At 35.6% G+C, this 18,448-nt stretch carries 22 protein-coding genes, 1 pseudogene and 1 riboswitch; all 23 genes and pseudogenes read right to left on the bottom strand.

The window, feature by feature from the left end; all coding sequences use genetic code 11:
* Positions 1-41: 41 nt before the first annotated feature.
* Positions 42-245: a hypothetical protein gene (locus C7954_RS06195; protein ID WP_243833653.1), complete on the bottom strand. Its 204-nt coding sequence runs from the start codon at positions 243-245 to the stop codon at positions 42-44.
* Positions 246-908, bottom strand: coding sequence for a potassium channel family protein (locus C7954_RS06200; RefSeq protein WP_089655683.1), 663 nt, complete (start codon positions 906-908; stop codon positions 246-248).
* A 3-nt stretch (positions 909-911) separates the two neighbouring features.
* The gene (locus tag C7954_RS06205) at positions 912-1,325 is read right to left on the bottom strand and encodes a potassium channel family protein (RefSeq protein WP_089655684.1); all 414 of its coding nucleotides are present in this window, start codon (positions 1,323-1,325) and stop codon (positions 912-914) included.
* On the bottom strand, positions 1,326-2,021 hold the full coding sequence (locus C7954_RS06210; protein ID WP_089655685.1) for a response regulator: 696 nt from the start codon (positions 2,019-2,021) through the stop codon (positions 1,326-1,328). It abuts the gene before it with no gap.
* Positions 2,011-2,427, bottom strand: coding sequence for a response regulator transcription factor (locus tag C7954_RS06215; RefSeq protein ID WP_089655686.1), 417 nt, complete (start codon positions 2,425-2,427; stop codon positions 2,011-2,013). Before C7954_RS06215 ends, C7954_RS06210 begins: the two co-directional genes overlap by 11 nt.
* Positions 2,420-4,246: a sensor histidine kinase gene (locus C7954_RS06220; protein ID WP_089655687.1), complete on the bottom strand. Its 1,827-nt coding sequence runs from the start codon at positions 4,244-4,246 to the stop codon at positions 2,420-2,422. Before C7954_RS06220 ends, C7954_RS06215 begins: the two co-directional genes overlap by 8 nt.
* A gap of 26 nt (positions 4,247-4,272) precedes the next feature.
* Positions 4,273-4,926 carry a potassium channel family protein gene (locus C7954_RS06225; RefSeq protein WP_089655688.1) on the bottom strand — a complete coding sequence of 218 codons (654 nt, stop codon included), beginning with the start codon at positions 4,924-4,926 and terminating at the stop codon, positions 4,273-4,275.
* Positions 4,927-4,946: 20 nt separating this feature from the next.
* Complete coding sequence (locus tag C7954_RS06230; RefSeq protein ID WP_134059116.1) at positions 4,947-6,269, bottom strand: TrkH family potassium uptake protein; 1,323 nt, start codon at positions 6,267-6,269, stop codon at positions 4,947-4,949.
* A 136-nt stretch (positions 6,270-6,405) separates the two neighbouring features.
* A riboswitch (cyclic di-AMP (ydaO/yuaA leader) is annotated at positions 6,406-6,528 on the bottom strand.
* 145 nt (positions 6,529-6,673) lie between these two features.
* Entirely contained in the window at positions 6,674-6,901 is a 228-nt protein-coding gene (locus C7954_RS06235; protein WP_089655690.1) for an SHOCT domain-containing protein, read from the bottom strand.
* 16 nt (positions 6,902-6,917) lie between these two features.
* Complete coding sequence (locus C7954_RS06240) at positions 6,918-7,571, bottom strand: hypothetical protein (RefSeq protein ID WP_089655691.1); 654 nt, start codon at positions 7,569-7,571, stop codon at positions 6,918-6,920.
* 2 nt (positions 7,572-7,573) lie between these two features.
* Entirely contained in the window at positions 7,574-8,278 is a 705-nt protein-coding gene (locus C7954_RS06245) for a PspA/IM30 family protein (RefSeq protein ID WP_089655692.1), read from the bottom strand.
* Between the two features lie 502 nt (positions 8,279-8,780).
* The gene (locus C7954_RS06250) at positions 8,781-9,125 is read right to left on the bottom strand and encodes a DsrE family protein (protein WP_089655693.1); all 345 of its coding nucleotides are present in this window, start codon (positions 9,123-9,125) and stop codon (positions 8,781-8,783) included.
* 431 nt (positions 9,126-9,556) lie between these two features.
* Entirely contained in the window at positions 9,557-10,090 is a 534-nt protein-coding gene (locus C7954_RS06255) for a hypothetical protein (protein WP_089655694.1), read from the bottom strand.
* 26 nt (positions 10,091-10,116) lie between these two features.
* Positions 10,117-10,239 carry a hypothetical protein gene (locus tag C7954_RS14035; protein ID WP_256208222.1) on the bottom strand — a complete coding sequence of 41 codons (123 nt, stop codon included), beginning with the start codon at positions 10,237-10,239 and terminating at the stop codon, positions 10,117-10,119.
* 31 nt (positions 10,240-10,270) lie between these two features.
* Entirely contained in the window at positions 10,271-10,828 is a 558-nt protein-coding gene (locus C7954_RS14040) for a peroxidase-related enzyme (protein WP_276330798.1), read from the bottom strand.
* Between the two features lie 141 nt (positions 10,829-10,969).
* Positions 10,970-12,157 carry a glutaredoxin 3 gene (grxC, locus tag C7954_RS06270; RefSeq protein WP_089655697.1) on the bottom strand — a complete coding sequence of 396 codons (1,188 nt, stop codon included), beginning with the start codon at positions 12,155-12,157 and terminating at the stop codon, positions 10,970-10,972.
* 18 nt (positions 12,158-12,175) lie between these two features.
* Entirely contained in the window at positions 12,176-12,583 is a 408-nt protein-coding gene (locus tag C7954_RS06275) for an RrF2 family transcriptional regulator (protein ID WP_089655698.1), read from the bottom strand.
* A gap of 32 nt (positions 12,584-12,615) precedes the next feature.
* Positions 12,616-13,596, bottom strand: coding sequence for an ABC transporter ATP-binding protein (locus C7954_RS06280; RefSeq protein WP_089655699.1), 981 nt, complete (start codon positions 13,594-13,596; stop codon positions 12,616-12,618).
* Between the two features lie 12 nt (positions 13,597-13,608).
* Complete coding sequence (locus tag C7954_RS06285) at positions 13,609-14,583, bottom strand: ABC transporter ATP-binding protein (RefSeq protein WP_089655700.1); 975 nt, start codon at positions 14,581-14,583, stop codon at positions 13,609-13,611.
* A gap of 6 nt (positions 14,584-14,589) precedes the next feature.
* Positions 14,590-15,465 (bottom strand): ABC transporter permease, encoded by an 876-nt coding sequence (locus tag C7954_RS06290; protein ID WP_089655701.1) that lies wholly within the window; start codon positions 15,463-15,465, stop codon positions 14,590-14,592.
* A gap of 17 nt (positions 15,466-15,482) precedes the next feature.
* Positions 15,483-16,421 (bottom strand): ABC transporter permease, encoded by a 939-nt coding sequence (locus C7954_RS06295; protein WP_089655702.1) that lies wholly within the window; start codon positions 16,419-16,421, stop codon positions 15,483-15,485.
* A gap of 29 nt (positions 16,422-16,450) precedes the next feature.
* Entirely contained in the window at positions 16,451-17,989 is a 1,539-nt protein-coding gene (locus tag C7954_RS06300) for an ABC transporter substrate-binding protein (protein WP_134059119.1), read from the bottom strand.
* Between the two features lie 77 nt (positions 17,990-18,066).
* A pseudogene (locus C7954_RS14175) lies at positions 18,067-18,228 on the bottom strand (flavodoxin family protein); the annotation flags it as partial.
* Between the last annotated feature and the right edge of the window lie 220 nt (positions 18,229-18,448).

Genomic DNA, 18,448 nt, shown 5'->3' on the forward strand with positions numbered 1-18,448 from the left:
TTTTTGGATGATTTTTTGATTTATTTTTGCTCATAATATTTTTATCTTTCTACAAAGTTATCCACATTCCTGCAAAAGCATAGTTTCCTATATAATAAAAAATGTGGTGCTAGAGCAGCTTCTTCTGGATAAGCTGTTAAAAACAGCAGTGGTGAAAGAATAGCACCCCCTGCAAACATAATTATAACTCCAATATATTTTGAAATTAAATAATAGCGAGAAATAAGCAAGTTTTTATATTTCATTTATTCTTCACCACCAAACACTTTAATGGCTTCTGCCTGCTCTTCGGGCAGAGAAATAATTACTATTTTATCTCCAGCCTGGACTTTAGAACCGCCGCGGGGAATTGTAATATCACCATTACGAACTATTCCTCCTAAAACTATAGTCAGCGGCAGATCTATCTCCTTAATTTCTTTGCCGCAGGCTTCTGAGTCAGGAGAAACTTCTACCTGAAAGATACTTAATTTTCCTTCCTCAATCATTGTCAAGTTGCTGACATCATCAGCAACTACACTCTGTTCAATAATCGAACTAACAAGATCTGTAATATTAAAAATTCCAGTAATACCTAAAGTGCTGAATAATTCCTCATTTTCAGGATTGTTTACTAAAGCAGTTGTTCTTTCCACCCCAAAATAATCCATTGCCATCTTACAGATAAAAAGATTATTATGGTCTTTCTGAGTTAGAGCAACTAAATTATCAGCTTTATAAGCTCCTGCATCTTCCAGTACAGATTGATTGGTTGCATCACCAAAAACAACTGTAGCATTGATTTCTCTGGATAAATCTTCCGCCTGTTTTCGATCTCTATTAATTATTGTTAAAAAATGACCTTTTGAAATTAATTTTTTGGCAAGATGATAAATTAATTTATCCCCACCAACAAGTATGATATCCATTGTCTACCTCGTCCCTTCTCGCTCAATTTTATTGATCATATTTTCAGCTAAAAGAGAAATCTGAGAGAAGATTTCAATTCTTTCGTCCGTTTCGTACATTTTTTCTACTGCCGGGTCAAGTGTTCTGACCATAATTCTGGGTACATCGAAGTTTAGTTTTGCCATCTGTGATACCAGGTAATTTATCTGATCATTGCCAGTACTGATTATAACAAGATCAGCAGATTCAATTTTCCCTTCTTTTAAAATATCATTCTCTGCTGCATCTCCTTCAATCTGAAAACCAGAAAAATCAACCGGCAGCAGGGCAAACGATTCTGGATTATGCTCAATTACAACAACTTCATGCCCGGAGCGGGAAAGACTTCCTGCTAATATAGAACCAGTTCGTCCACAGCCCACAATAACTATAAACATTTATTCTTCCTCCTCGTCATCTCCAAAATTAACATTATCTAAATCAATGGAGCCCATACTTTCTCCAGCTCTTTCAATATTATCATTGGCAGGTTTATAACCAGGATCGAGTGCCAGAGCAGCTCTGTACATCTTCATTGCTTCTGCCTGTTTATGCTGCATCTCATAGATAATTCCCAGAAAATTAAATGGTTCCGGTTTTTCAGAGTTTAAGGAGGTTGCTTCCTGCAGCATTTCTTTTGCCTTCGAAAAATCCCTTTTGTTAATTGCGTTTTTAGCCAGCATTATATAGTCGTCAAAGCTTTCTACTTCTTTTTCGCTGTTTTCAATTTCATGCCGTTCAAATACATCTTCTACTATAGAAATTATTTCCTCTGGTTTAAATGGTTTGCGCAGATAATCAACAGCTCCCAGTTTTAAGGTTTCAACCGCTGTTTCTACACTGCTGTAACCAGTAATCATAATCACCTTTGTCGCAATATCTTTATCAGTTACTTCTTTTAAAAATTGAATCCCATCCATTCCAGGCATTTTCATATCAAGCAGCACAACTGGAATTTCCTCTTCTTTTAGTTTTGTTAGTCCATCTTCCCCATTGACTGCTGTTTCCACCTCATAACCTGCTTTAGAAAGAGCAGTTTTTAGAGTCAGCCGTATATTTTTTTCATCATCTACAATTAGCACTTTATGCTTCATTATTATTTTCCTCCTCTTTTTCTTCTTGACCATTAGTTGCTTCCGTACGTATATTAGCCTCAACTGCTGACAGCAGATCACTCTGACTGATTGGTTTAACTAAAAAGTCTTCAGCACCTAATGATATTACTCTCTGTACATCATCTTCTTCTGATAATGCTGAAAGAATCATCACCGGTATATCTTCAGTCGAAGTATCGCTTTTTAAAGCTTCTAAAACCAAAAAACCATTCATCTTAGGCAATCTCAAATCAAGCAGTACCAGGTCAGGGTTTATGTCATTAGCTTTTTCTACAGCCTGAACCCCATCCACAGCATAATAAACATCAAAACCTGCTTTTTCCAGACTTTTACCAACAACAAGTCTAATATTTTTTTCATCATCTACAACTAATATTTTACTCATCTTTTCCCTCCTGATAACCAAATCTGGGAATATAGAATGAAAAGGTTGAGCCCGCTCCTTCTTCACTATCCACCCAGATTCTACCATTATGGGCTGTAATAATTTCTTTGGAAATAGCCAGGCCGAGTCCTGTACCACTCTTTTCGTCTTTATCATTCCCTGCTCTCACAAATTTATCAAAAATCTTAGACTGATATTCTCTTGGAATTCCTGGCCCATTATCTGCTACAGAAACTAAAACCCTTCTACCTTTTATTTCTGCATCCACCTCTATTTTCCCTTTATCTGCATAGCGGAGTGCATTTCCAACCAGATTTGAGATAACCCAGCTAATTTTTGAAGGATCTGCATAGGCAAAAATATTATCTTCGGACTGTTTAAATTTGAGGTCGATTTCTTTTTCTTCTGCCTGCTTATAAAAAGGATTGAGCGTTTTTTCAATAATATCGTTGACATCTACTTTATCAAATTCCATCTCAATTCTTCCTGATTCAATTTTTGAGAGGTCAAGCAGGTCATTAACCAGTTCTGTCAGCCGCTCAACATCCTCATAAGCTGCCTCCAGCAGCTCTCGCTGCTCTTCATTTAATTCTCCTGTGTCCTCATTAATTACCATACTTAAGCCCATGTTCATTGAAGTCAGGGGAGTTCTAAATTCATGAGATACGGTTGAAACAAATTCTGATTTCATACTGTCAATTTCTTTTAAGCGGGTAATATCCTCCAAAAGAGTAACTGTAAATTGGTATTCTTCATCTTCATCAATTACCTGCCTGGTAGATATTCTATAATGCCTTTCTTTATCATCTTTCTTCAGCTTAAAGGTTTTTTTCTCTTTTGCATCTGGATTTTTGATATATTCAAATATTTCTTCTGCCTGAATAACTTCTAAAAAGTGGGTATTAATGACATCCTGTTTGATAGAAAATAATTCTTTAGCAGTTTCATTAATTAATACAATTTTATGATCCTGATCTGTTACAATTAGAGGACTGCTTAAATTATTGACTACTGCTTCCGACTTTTCTTTTTCCATCAGCAGCTTTTTTACATTCAATTTTTCATATTCCTGCAGTTTTGCAATCATCTCATTGAATTCATCTGCCAGTACTCCAATTTCATCTTCGGAGGCAACTTCAATCTGCTGCTGAAAATTTCTATCTGCAACTTTTTTGATCCCTTTTTCCAATTCTTTAATCGGCCGCAAAATTTGTTTTGTCAGATAAAAGGCAAAAATTAGAGAAAAAGCAATTACAAGTAGGGCCAAAACAATAGTATAAATAATTGCCTGATTGGCCCTGCTGTTGGCACTTCTCTGTGCTTCTACCATTGCCTGTCTGTTTATTTCCCTTAGTTCGCGAATATCATTTTTTATCTCATTAAAACGTGGAAGCAGCTGCTGATTATAAATCTCCCAGCGCTGATCTTCTTCTGCATTATAGAATTGGTCAAAATTAGATACAAAACTAAAATATTTTTCATTAATTTTTTCTAAAATTGCACCCTCACCTTCAATGGTTATATTATCTTCTGCTCTGGCCAGCCAGGTATAGAATTCTTTTTCATTACGCCTGAATATTTCCTGGCCCTGTTCTTCAGATGTTCTTAAAAGCAGCAGCAGAGCACTATCCTGGCGCTCTATTGATTCTACCATACTGTCACTGGCCTTAATACTGCGGTAGTTTTCAACTAAGATATCATTGATTGCATTTGAAAGTGATTCGAAGTTATAAATACTCCAGCCAACAACTCCTGCCAAAATTAAGATCATAACTGCAAAGCCAAGGAGTATTTTCCCTTTTAGAGTTTTTATATTCATAATTTACACTTCCTTAAGAAACAAATTTAATTACCGAAATCCCTCATTTTATCCAGATTTTCATTTTTCCCCATTAAAACCAGCTTATCTCCAATTTCAATTTTGTCTTCCGCCCCTGGAGAAATATAAAGCTGGTCACCTCTTTTAATTGCCATCACATTGACATCAAAACTGGCCCTTAATTCGAGCTCTTTTAAAGTTTTACCTATCATATTATCACTGGCTAAAATTTCAATCACTCCATATTCTGGAGCAAATTCAATATAATCTAAAACATTAGAAGAAATAAGATTCTGAGCAATTCGAACTCCCATATCTCTTTCTGGATAAACAATTCTATCTGCACCCACTTTGCTTAAAACTTTTCCGTGTAATTTATCTGGTGCTTTTACAATCACATAAGGTACACCTAATTCTTTTAAAATTAAAGTACATAATATATTTGCTGAAACATTATCCCCAATGCTAACCACTGCTACATCAAAGTTTCTGACACCTAAAGTTTTTAATGCTTCTTCATCTGTAGCATCAGCTTCTACAGCATGAGTTACATCACCACTGATTGCCTGCACCTTTTCTGGATCACGGTCAATCGCTAAAACATCATGTCCATTTTCAGCCAGAGTAGTAGCAACACTGACTCCAAATCTTCCTAAACCTACAACAACAAACTGCTTCATTTATTTTCCCCCTATCTAAATTAACCAACCATTATTTTTTCTGTTGGATAATGATATTTTCCTTTTCTTACCCTTTCACCAAAGGCAAGTGCCAGTGTCAGTGGACCAACTCTACCGGCAAACATTGTAATAGTAATCAAAACTCTGCTAATATCAGATAATTGACCGGTAATTCCTGTTGAAAGTCCTACTGTACCAAAGGCAGATACTGTCTCAAACAAAACATCTATAAATTGAAAATCTTCGATCACTAATAATAATGTAGTTATTAATACAACCAGCCCGGCAGATAACATTGTAATTGTGAATGCCTCATAGATAATTTTTTTTTCAAAACGGCGGTTATATACTTCCATATCTTCTTTACCGACAATCATGTTTTTTAAAGTAACAAGCATTACTCCAAAAGTAGTTGTCTTAATTCCCCCACCGGTTGAGCCGGGAGAAGCACCAATAAACATTAAGATGATAATAATAAAAAGTGAAGATTGTTTTAAAGCCCCAGTCGGGACTGTATTAAAACCCGCTGTTCTTGGTGTTACAGATAAAAACATTGCTCCCAGTGTTTTATCAAGTAGTGGTAAACCAGCGAGAGTGTTATCATATTCTAAAGCAAAAAAGACAATAAAACCAAAGATTAAAAGGGCTAATGTTATGACGAGAACTAGTTTAGTCTGTAGAGTTGATTTTTTAAACCTGACTCTGTTATAAGCTTCTACCATAACTCCAAAACCAATCCCCCCCAGAATAATTAAGGCCATAATAACAAAGTTGATTGTTATATCACCAGTAAAGTTCTCCAGGCTGTTTCCAAAAAGATCAAAACCAGCATTATTAAAAGCGGATACTGCATGGAAAATGGCCAGATAAATTGCCTTCCCTGTAGGATAGTCCTGCACCAGGCGAGTAAATAAGATGACTGCAGCAGTTCCCTCAATTGCAAAGGTAAAGCCAAGCAAATATTGGACCAGCCTCACCATACCTGATATCTGATATTGATTTAAATCTTCCTGAATAATTAACCTTTCTTTTAAACTAATTTTCTTCCCAATTATAAAGGCAAATAAAGTAGACATGGACATGATACCCAGCCCACCAATTTGAATTAAAAGCATGATAACTGTCGATCCAAAATGAGTAAATGCTTCTTTAGTATTTACAACAATCAAACCTGTCACACAGGTTGCAGAAGTTGCTGTAAACACTGCATCTACGGTTCCTAAACCCTGCCCATCAGTTGTTGCTATCGGAAACATTAAAAGTATTGATCCCAGCATGATAATAATAAAATACCCAAAAACTAAGTACTGAGCCGGGGTTAAGTTTTTCTTACTAATCTTCATTCTCTCTACTCCTTCCAGACAAGTATAATTATAAAATTAATAAAAAGCTCTATAAAATCAAAAAAACACTACAGATAGACTGCAGTGCCAATAAATAAATTTCACCATAATATAGAATATAATGATGGCATCAAGTCTGTCCCTTATTTAAAGTCTACGGAGTTAGCTGTCGGGCTAGAAGTAAAGGTCTTCTTCTTATATAGATTCGCCCCAAAAAGTGGGTCCCCCGTTCTCAAATGAGATTAGACAACAGAAATATTTTCTTTTCTTATATTAAAACACATTATAAATATTTTGTCAAATATGTGATTATAATAATTCACGTAGTCTATATAGAAAAAACCTTCTCATAATTATCAGAGAAGGCCTTTTTAGATAATATCTATATCAATATTCATTTAAGATCATTGTAAATCTTTCTTGCGGGTTATAAATTCTTCTCTTGAAATATTTCCTAAAGCATACTCATGCTTTAAGATACTTAATGCTTCTCGACTACCACGGTTTTTCTGTGATCTGATAAAGAACACAACTCCTGTTATAATAAGACCCCAGAATAAGAGAGGCATTATCCACCAATAACTACCTAATAAACCAGAACCATAACTGTTTAAACCATAACAATATCCCATTTATTAAAACCCCTTTCTAAATATCTTTTTTGATATTTTCTAATTCTTCCTGTAATTTTACAGCTTCATAATCAAGCATTTTTGTATCTATTATCTTCATCGTTTTGTCAATCTCATCAATTTGTTTTTCTAATTCTTTTTCTCTCTTTTTCAATACCTGTATATTTTCTTCAATATCAAGCTTTTTTTCTATATATTCTCTGGCAGTTTCCTCACTAGAAGATATCATTGATTCAGCCACTTCTTCTGATTTTTCTTTTTCCTGGAGTAATTCGTTTAGGCGTTCCTGAATCTTTAATCTAATACTTTCAACTTTTTCTTTGCTGCTCTTTAATTCTTTAAGTTTTTCTTTATATTTATTAACACTATTGTTTTTATTATTCGATTTATCTTCTGTTGTTTCATTATCTTGTGAACTGTTATCTCTGTTATCATGAGTCGATTCTTTAATATTCATTAATTGTTCAAAAGAAAGATTGCCATTATAAGCTCTATCTTTTAATGAATAATATCTATCTCTATCAATACTGCCTTCGGCATATAATCTTTTTATTAGGGAAATCTTTTCCTGAGTATCGTCCTGCCGCCGGTCATTATATCCTGTATTTCTGTTGTTATCTCTATTGCCATAGGCTCGAAAAAGATCATTTAATCCTCCTCCACACCCCATTATTATGCCTCCCCCGTCTTTTTAGATCTTAGATTAGCAAGTTCTTCTTCAATTTTTGAATCACGCTGTATTTGATTAAGAGACTTATCAATATCATCCCCCGAATTAAGATCATTTATTAACTCACCATCAGCAACTAACTCATCTATAGCAGAAAGCTTAGCTTCCTTCCTGTTTATCTTATCTTCAGCTCTCTTTATCTGTTCATTTAAATCAGTAATATTATTACTAGCCCCGGTAATAATCTCTTTTACTTCCAGCTGAGCATCGGCAGATTTATTTATAAAAGTTAACTCTTCCCGTTTCATTTCCAGCTTTTTAATTTGTTCGGCCAGTGTGTTTTTATTGGATTTAATAACCTCAATCTTATTTTCGATTTTCTCTATTTCCGTTTTTAAAACAGTTGTTTTTTCATTTAAGTCCGCCTTTTTTTCTAGAGCTGCACGGGCCAGATCTTCTTTTTCTATATCCATGGCAGTCTGTGCCTGCTGCTGGGCAAGTTCTGCCTTATCTTTAACATCTTCTAAGTCTTTTTCTAGACCTTTTTTGATTGTAGTTAGCTCCAGTAATGACTTTTGTACCTGCTGTAAATGTTCTTTCATTTCCTGCAGAGATATATCCAGTAGTTCCTCTGGGTCCTCAACTTCATCAACAAACTTACTCATCTTTGCCTCAAATGCTTTCTTCATCCTTTTTAATATTTTCATATAATAGCTCCTTCCTTATTAAACATTATTAAACATTAGTATTAGAAATTCATACTTTTTGTTGATTTGTTATTTAAATGCTTCAAATTCTTTCTTAAATGCTTTATACCCTTACCGGGTAATTATATGATAACAGTTAAATGTGAAGAAATTATGAATTTTATCTTTAAAGTTTAAATTATCATGATATTATTCTTATATAATCAGAATCATCAAATACATTATACCCCTATTGGGTACCTTGAGTATAGTATAACACTCAGGATTAATTGTGTCAAAAAAAGCTCAAAAACATTATAGGATTCTGCCTTACTTTTATAATATACTGGCCAGAACTCTTATGAAAAAAGGCTGGAGTTTTACCTCCAGCCTGATTAAAAACAATTAATTATTCAATTTATCATCCCAATTATATTAATCTTGACTATTCTTGTCAGTTATCTTTGATACATAATTTAATTTTTTTAATAAACTCAGGCAATTTTCTGTGATATAATCCTATTTAAAAGGTCATTACTTTACTATCACTTTTAAGATAATCAGTTAAAGGCTCTCCCATATATTTAACTTCAATACCCAGTTCTGCTAAATCATCTGCAACACCATATTGATCAGCACAGGCCTGACAGGCTTCAACTTTAATATCTGCTTCAATAAAATCTTTAATCTGTTCCTGCAGTTCCTTGTCCTCACTTAACAGTTTTGAGGACGGTCCCCAGACTATAAATTTAATATCCTGCCACCACCCTCTTTTTTTAGCATTAATCGTGTACATAAAAACCATTTTTTTAGCTACATCTGGATCACCACTTGTCCATAAAACAACTAAACTATTTTTGTCTGCCATTTTATTCAACTCCTTATAGTGATAATAATTTAATTTTTACGTTCTTCTAAAATCGAACCCAAAGTTTTAGCAATTTTGTAGGCTTCTAATTTTTTATCTTTTTGTTCTTTAAATTTCAAAGGAAAATGTTCTTCCTTCATCTCATCTAAAAAACCATGTCTATCTACTACCGTCCAGCTGCACAGTCAATTCCATAGCCACAGCTAAAGCATTGAGAATAACCTTCTACCTGAAACGTATCTAATATCGCCATCTGATTGGAGTCCATAACCCGTTTAATGTACTTTATTACTCCTGAATTAATTTCGGGACGACCATCAACTGCAATTCCTACTCCCCTTCTTTAATTACTCAAACTCCGCATATTAATTATTTTTTTACAAATGCAGAGTTTGAGTAGTGATATTTAAATCAGATTAATTTCTAACTTACTACTGTACTTCCATCTCACCCGTGACTTCACTAGCTTCAGTAATCTCTGCAGATTCTTTATATTCTGAACTGGCGAAATAAATATTTCCTTCCACAGTAGCATCATAAAGAGTAAATCCATTAGTCTCAACTATAATGTCACCTTCAAAGATTCCCGCCTGAAATCTTGTATTAGGACTTTTAATAACCATTTGAGGAGCAGTAATTGTATATCTATCTGTTACGTTATAATTATCATCCTGAGCGTAAGCAGCAATTTTACGATAAATATCATTTTCTGAATTACCACCATCATGGAAAGTCCCTTCAACTACAATTTCTTCTTCAAAAGTTAAATCATTTAAGATAGCGACTATCCAGTTTCCATCAGTACTAATAGCTTCTTTAAAAGCCGCTTTTTCATTTACTATAGAAGCTGTTGTTACAGTATCAGTCGTTTCCTGCTGGTTTTCGTCTGCTGCATTACCTCCACAAGCTGTTAATAGAAAAAGAGACAGAACAACAATTGTTATTAAAGTTAATTTTTTTCTCATTTTTATATTCCTCCCATTTATCTAATTTATAAATTATCAATAATTGTCTGAGGCTCTGTACGAACAGTATAATCTACATTCAGATCGACAAATTCTATTTTGCCGTCCTGATTTATAATATAGACTGGGTGTCTGAGAACTGACAGCAATTAACTGTGCACCTTTTTTTAATTCAATAATCTACTTATGCTCTGCTTCCAGTTCTATTCCCAGGCCATCAGCTGTTCTATTAACATAATTAAAATAAGCAACTACCTGATTTAAATCAAGAATATCTCTATCACTCAGATCGAATTCTCTTAATCTATCAAGATCCTCCTTTTTCACTGACGCTGGCTTTTTAGTTAATTTAACAGCATAATCAAGCATTTCCTTTTCTTTTTCACTAATTGGTGCTGAATTATAATCATCTAAAACACCACTTAATATTTTATCTGCCTGCTCATCATCCCTGATCAACTTTTGGAGCGCCGCTCCATGATGTGTTATTCAGTAATGACATTCATTGACGTCAGACACAACTGTAGCTATCATTTCTCTCTGTCTGCGGGAAATATTTGATCTGCCGAACATAATAGTTTTATAGATTTTAAGATGGTCCTCTAAAAGATCAGGATTTAAAGATTGAACTTTTAGAACATGTGCCACCTCATTTTTACCAGAACGACTTAACTTATCATAGAGTTTAGCTAATTTACCTTCTGCCTTATCTTCATCTACCATATCTATCCATGCCATTATTATCCTCCCTTCTAACTCAGATTAATTTTATCCGAGTTTAATCCAAAATAAAAATATTTCAAATTTCCTTCCAGCTAAGATAGAAGTTTGAAATAAGATTTAAACTCCTTCAAACATGATAAAAATTATTACAAGTTTTTAATTTAAATATTCATTGGCTCTTAGGGCGGCCTTAGCACCCTCTGCTGCAGAAACAATAATCTGTTTATCTCTGATATCTGTTACATCTCCGGCAGCAAAAATCCCTTCTATACTTGTCTGATTATTTGCATCAATAATAATCTCATTACCCTGATTAATATCCAGGTGCTCACAGATAAAACCTGTATTGGGAATTAAGCCAATTTCAATAAAAATAGCTTTTACATTAAGTTCTCGTTCTTTACCGGTATTAAGATTTTTAATTCTTATAGATTCAACTTTCTGCTCACCCTTTATCTCAGTTGTCTGGTATGATTTACAGACTTCTATTTTATCTGAGTTATTTACCTTATCCTGCAGACTTTTATCACCTGAGAGCTGTTCTCCTCTAATAATTAAATAAACTTCAGTCGCAATCTTTGCCATATCCAGAGCTGCTTCCAGCCCCGAATTACCTCCGCCAACTACAGCAACCGGCTGATTTTCATAGATATAGCCATCACAGGTAGCACAGTAACTCACACCATTATCTTTTAACTGATGTTCTCCTGGAACTCCAAGCTGCCTCTTTTTAGTTCCAGCAGCAATTAAAACAGCTTTAGTCTTAATTTTTTTATCACTTTTTGTAAGCAGAATGTGTCCTTCTGCCTGTGGATTAATATCTGTAATTTCCTCTCCAAAAAGTGTGTCTATCTTATAGTTTCTCAGATGTTTTAAAAAATTCTGCATTAGATCCGGGCCTGAAGTTCCATATTCTGGTAAATAATTATCGATAGTGTCAGTTTCCAGCACCTGACCTCCGATATCTCTTGCTGCCATCAGAACTTTTAAGCCTTTTCTAGCCGCATAAACTGAGGCAGTCATTCCGGCCGGTCCAGCTCCAATTACAGCCAGATCCCAGTCTTTTTCACTGCAGTTTGGTCTTTCAAATTCTGTCAGATCATCAAGGCCACCAGAACTGACAAGCTCAATTAAATCATCATAGCCGCCAATTTTTTGATCATTTATAAAAATCTGGGGTATGGTTTTTTTACCGCTCCGCTCCACCATCTCCTGCTGTAGCTCTTCATTATCTGTAATATCATAATCAGTATAATCAAGCCCCAAACTTTTCAGCATGGCCTTTGCTCTTCTACAGTAAGGACACCAGGTTTTGGTATAGATTTCAATTTTTGGCTTATTCATCAGATCAATCCCTTTCTTTTATTTGATTTCAGGATCAATAATATCTTTAATAGTTGTCTGTTCAAGTTCAGCCAGCATTTTTTGATAGGCCCTTCCAAATACACGATGGATTTTACACCTATCTTTAATTGAACAGCCGTGAATATCATCAACACATTCAAATACATTGTCTTTAGCTTCAAAAAGTTCCATTATTTGAGCTAAATTTATATTATCAGCATTATTAGCTAAAGTATATCCCCCCCTTTTTCCCTCAGCAGAGCTTACAATTCCAGCTGCTGATAATTTCTGCATTACCTTTGCCAGATAAGATGAAGATACATTTTCTAAATCTGCTAATTCTTTTACTGAAAGTTCCTGACCTTTATTTCTGGCTAAGATCATTAAGGCATGGACTGCATAATCCGTTTTTCGTGAAGTTTTCATATACTTAAAATGTCTCCTTTTTTGCTTTAATTCTAATTATATAAATGACAGGCAGTTAAATGTCCTGCCTCTACTGCTTTGAGTTCTGGTTCTATCTTTTTACATTTATCAAAACTATATTTACAGCGGGGATGAAAACTGCAGCCGGGTGGGGGATTAATTGGACTTGGCACCTCTCCCTGTATTATCTCACGCTCTTTATAATTCCAGTCATCATTTATTCCTCTTAATGAAGAAAATAATGCTTCTGTATAAGGATGAACAGAATTGTTGAAAATAGTATCAGTATCTGTGATTTCAACTATTTTACCCAGGTACATTACTGCCACCTTATTGCTAATATATCTTACCTCATGTAAATTATGAGAAATCCAGAGATAGGTCAGCTGATATTCCTGCTGCAGCTTTTTCATTAAATTCAAAACTGCCGACATTATCGAAATATCAAGACCGGAAGTTGGTTCATCACAGACTATAAATTCAGGCTGCAGAGCAAGAGCTCTGGCAATTCCAACTCTTCGGGCCTGACCACCACTTAATTCGTGTGGGAAAAGTTCAGAATACCTTTTAGAAAGTCCCACTAGATCCAGCAGTTCCCAGACTCGATCCAGCAGATTTAAATCATCCTTAATCTGGTCATGGATGTATAGGGGTTCGGAAACTATCTCTTCTACAATAAAGCGAGGATTTAAAGAAGAGCGGGGATCCTGCAGAATCATCTGGGCATCTTCTCTAAAGACTTTCAGCTCCTGTTTATCAAAATTATTTATTGACCTGCCTCTATAAAGTATTTCTCCAGCTGTTGGCTCAATTAATCTTAAAACAGAGCGGGCCACTGTTGTCTTACCACAGCCGCTTTCCCCGACTACAGCCAGGGTATCCTCCTTCTCTATCTTAAAACTTACATCATCAACTGCCTTAACCTTAATTGGACCTTTATTGGCCAGTTTGTAAAGCAGGCCGTCATTATTGACAAAATATTTTTTTAAATTTTTAACCTCAACTAAAGCCATTTTTATATCTCCTTAACGGTCATTTAAAAAACAGGCTGAAAAATGTTCTGAAGCTATTTCTTCAAGCCGGGGATCTTCCTGCCGACAGCGGCCAAAACTATAGCTGCAGCGGGGATGGAAATTACAGCCCGGAGGATAGTTATCAAGATCAGGAACCTGCCCAGGAATTGTCTGCAGTTCTTCCGTTTTTTGATAATCCGGCAGACATTTTAAAAGTGCCTCAGTATAAGGATGGTTGGGGTGATCAAATAACTCTCTGGTCTGAGCAACCTCAACTATCCGCCCTGCATACATCACTGCAATCCTATCACTTAAACCGGCAACAACTCCTAAATCGTGACTGATATATAGGATAGATGTTTTGTACTCATCTACTAGATTGGATAATAGGTTTAAAATTTGAGCCTCCACTGTCAGGTCAAGAGCTGTTGTTGGCTCATCTGCAATTAAAAGAGATGGATTGGAGATAAAAGCCATAGCCAGCATCACCCGCTGTTTCATCCCACCACTAAACTGATGGGGATATTCTCCAAATCTGTATTCTGGATCTGAAATGCCAACTTTTTTTAAAATTTCAACCGCTTCTTTTTTTAGTTCTTTTCTACTTTTTTGTTTTTTAGACTTAAAATACAGTACGTCAAGAATTTGAGTTCCCACTTTAAAGACTGGATTTAAAGCATTCTGAGGATTCTGAATCACCATTGCCATTTCCTGACCTCGAATCTGATCATTAAAATCTTTTTCGGATAAATTGCAGATATCTTTACCTTTAAAAAATATACTTCCCTCTGCTATTCTGGCTGAATCTGGCAGCAATCTTAAAATTGTTTTTCCAAGAGTAGATTTACCAGAGCCGCTTTCTCCAACAAGAGCCAGGATTTCACCACTGTCAAGTTCCAGATTTATATCCTGCAGTACCCTTAAATATTTCCCTTTATTTCTATATTCAACTGCTAAATCATTTATCTTTAAGATTTTATCGGGCATAAGAACTTATACCTCCTGGTTTAATTTTGGATTTAAAGCCACCCTCAAACTCTCAGCAAAAGTCGAAAATCCTAGCATTGTCAACATTATTGCCAGAGCCGGCCAGAGAATCATTAAGGGAGCAGTCTGAATATACTGATATGACTCCTGCAGCATTACTCCCCAGCTGCTTAAAGGAGGCTGTAAGCCCAGACCAAGAAAAGAAAGTCCTGCTTCCCACATGATCATTGAGGCCATATCCATTCCACTTAAGACAAGAACTGAAGCAAAAATATTGGGCAAAATATGTTTAAAAATTATGCGGGAGTTATCTGCTCCCAGTGATCTGGCTGCCTCAACAAAATCCTCTTCTTTTTCAGAGAGAGTTTCTGCTCTGACCACTCTGCCATAGCGGGGCATAATTGTCACTCCAAGAATAACTATTACACTTAATAATGAAGGCCCAATTATAGAAAGCAGAACTAAAATTAGAATAATCGGTGGAAAAGCCCTGATCACATCAAAGATAAATAAAATTATACTCTCCAGTATTCCCCCAACATAGGCTGCCAATAGTCCCAGAATTATTCCAATAATTACTGAGATAATAATCCCACCAAAAGAAACCAAAACTGCCGGACGGGCTGCATAGATAAGGCGACTTAAAATATCCCTACCCAGACTGTCAGTACCAAGCAAATTTTGCAGACTTGGTCCTTCCAACCTTTTAGTCACATTGGTTTTATAGGGGTCAGCAGGAGCAATCAGGGGTGCAAAAATAGCTGAAATCAAAATCAGCATGATTACTGAGCCGCCGAGATATGCTTTGTAATCTTTTTTCATTATTTTAATTACTCTAGCACTCTTTTTTTGAAAGCGAAAAAATTTCTGACTCTTAAACATGTCTAACCTCCAGCAGTTTATTTTTGTTTGATTCTGGGATCAAAATAGGCATATGAAATATCAGCAATTAGATTTGCAACTACAAATAAAAGGGCAGCTACTAAAACTCCACCTCTAACTAGAGGAAGATCGCGTTCATTAACCGAGTCAACAATCAATCTTCCCAGGCCGGGACGGTTAAAAATCACTTCCACAAAAACTGCTCCCCCAAGCAGCCTGCCTATGCCAAGCCCTATTACTGCAATGATAGGTTTAATTGCCTTTTTTAAAGCATATTTGTAGAGAATATAATAGCGGGGAATACCAAATGATTTTTCAGTCTGAATAAATTCCTGATCTAAAGTTTCGAGCATTGAACTTCTGGTTAAACGGGCAATATAGCCGGTCCAGCCAACCGAAAGGGCCAGCGCCGGTCCAATTAAGTGATGAATGCTGTCTAATAAGCCGCCATCACCAATTCCAATTGAGGGCAGCAGATTAAAATTAACTGAAAAAACAACTATTAATAATACCCCGGCAATATAGGTTGGAGTTGAAGCAGTAATAAATGAAAGCATAGTTAAAAACTTTTCAAAATAACTGTTATTATAATTTGCTGCCAGGAGGCCAATAGAAATTCCGTTAAAAACAGCCAGGCCCATCCCGGCCAGGGTTAAAATAACTGTGTAAGGCAGAACATCTAAAATGACTTTTAATACTGAGCGATCTCTAAAAATTGAAGTACCGAGATCACCTTTAATAATATTTTGTAGATAAATTAAATAACTCTGGTACCAGGGGTTATCAAGCCCAAGTCGACTTTCAAGTTCTGCAGCCATTTCTGGAGTAGCTCTCGGACCAAGTATAATATCAGCTGGATCTCCCGGCAGTAAATAACTGAGGCTGAATAACAATAATAAGACTGTAAGAATAGTCGGAATCACCCATAAGAGGCGTTTTGTGATATAGATAAACATATAATAATCCTCCAGCTTTTAATAACTTTTTATTCTTCACTATTGCTGATTAACCAGGGTAAAATCACTCCATCAGGTGAAAAAACAGGCTCTATTTCAGTAATCCAGGCAGGTGTTTTAACTCCATGGGTGACCCAGATTCCAATCGAGTCGTCATTCATCAGCTGCTGCATTTTCTTGTAATTTTCAGCCCGCAGATTACTGTCCAGGGTAGTTTCAGCTTCCTGCCAGAGATTATCATATTCCTTATTTGACCAGTGGAACAAGTTCCACTTTCCAAGCTGTTCACTCAAATTCCACTGAAAATTATAGCCTGGATCAACAGTGTTGGTAAATCTGGCATAGGTAATATCATAACTTCCATCCTGCCAGCGGTCAATTTTTGGTCCAACCTCCAGGGCTTCGATATTTAAATCAATATTAAAGCGTGATAACTGATCCTGAATTAGAGCTCCAATTAATCTTCTTTCTTCATTGGCGTCAGTTACATACTCCAGCTCAAGACCTTCTCCTTCGGGATAACCCGCTTCTGCCAGCAGATTCCAGACATAATCTTCTCCCACGTCTTCCAGCTTAAAATCAGGAGCCTGCCAGTAACCGGTCATATCTTCAAGCAAAATTGAGTTGGCTCTTTCTGCCTTACCGGCAAAGGCTCCAATCAAAATTTCTTCTGGATTAATTATATACCTTAAGGCTTCTCTTAGTTTCTTATTATTTAAGGGCTCCTTACTGGTATTAAAAGCAACATACTGAATTGCCAGGTCTGGATAAATTTCAGCCTCAAACTCTTCCATCTGACTTATCTGATCAAAATTATCAAGAGTAAGCTGTCCAATATCAATTTCTCCAGACTGTAAAGCCAGCTCCTGAGATGTAGGATCCGACATCGGCATAAATACTATTTCACCATATTCAGCCCCTACCTCAAAATAATCATCATTTCTCTTTAGTGTTATATTATTGTTGACATCCCATTCTTCAAAAACATAAGGTCCAGTACCAATTGGGTTGCTGGCAAATTTTTCTCTTCCCATCTCTTCAACTGCCTTTTTGCTGACAATCAAACCGGCATTAAAAGGTAAGGTAGAAGTGAAAAGTCTTCCCATTGGCTGTGTCAAAATCAATTTAACTGTATACTGATTGATAACTTCAACTCGTTCCAGATTAATAAATGACTGTGCTTCTGGTGAATTTGCATCTTCTGCGATTATTCTTTCAAAAGAGAATTTAACATCTTCAGCAGTAAATTCTCCATAACCTTTATGGAACTGGATACCTTTTTTTAGCTGAAAAGTAATTTCTGTGTTATCTTCCGAAATCTCCCATTCTTCAGCCAGATCAGGTACTACCTCAAATGTTCCCGGCTTATATTTAACCAGCCCATTAAAAATTGAATTCATAACCGGCCAGTCAGATAAAACCCGCTGCAGATATGCCGGGTCAAGTGTCTGAGCCCTACCAGGTATAGCAATATTTAAACTGTCATCCTGAGCAGCTGCCGGATTAGTTAAAAGTCCTAAACATAAAACAGTAATTATTAATAAATATATATATTTATTTTTTAACATTTTGACCTCCTTCGATTCACTCTTCCTCCACAATACAAAAACTAATTTTAAATTTAAATATTTTCTTATCTCATTTCCTATCTATATTCTGGATTTGGATGATCGAAGCTGCAGCCTGCATCCCAGGCACTGCGCTGATTGCCGTGGACAGTAATTCCATCATTTCCCTTAAGCATCTTGGCCAGGTGCATTAAATTCCAGGTCATAAAAGTTGTATTTCTCTGGGTAAAATCATTTTCCAAATTTTTTTCCATAATTGCCTTTGCTACATCCATTAAACCTCTTGTGTTTGAGGTTTGAGGTGATTTTTTTAAAGTACAGTTGATAAATAAAGCCTTTAAATTAGAAAAATCTTCGGTATTTTCTTCACACAATTTAAGCTGCTTTTCATTTAATTCCATTTTCTGCCTCCTTTTTAACTTAGATATTAAATATCCGAGTTTATGTTAAACTAATTAT

Source organism: Halanaerobium congolense, from assembly GCF_004366375.1.
GTDB lineage: Bacteria > Bacillota > Halanaerobiia > Halanaerobiales > Halanaerobiaceae > Halanaerobium > Halanaerobium congolense.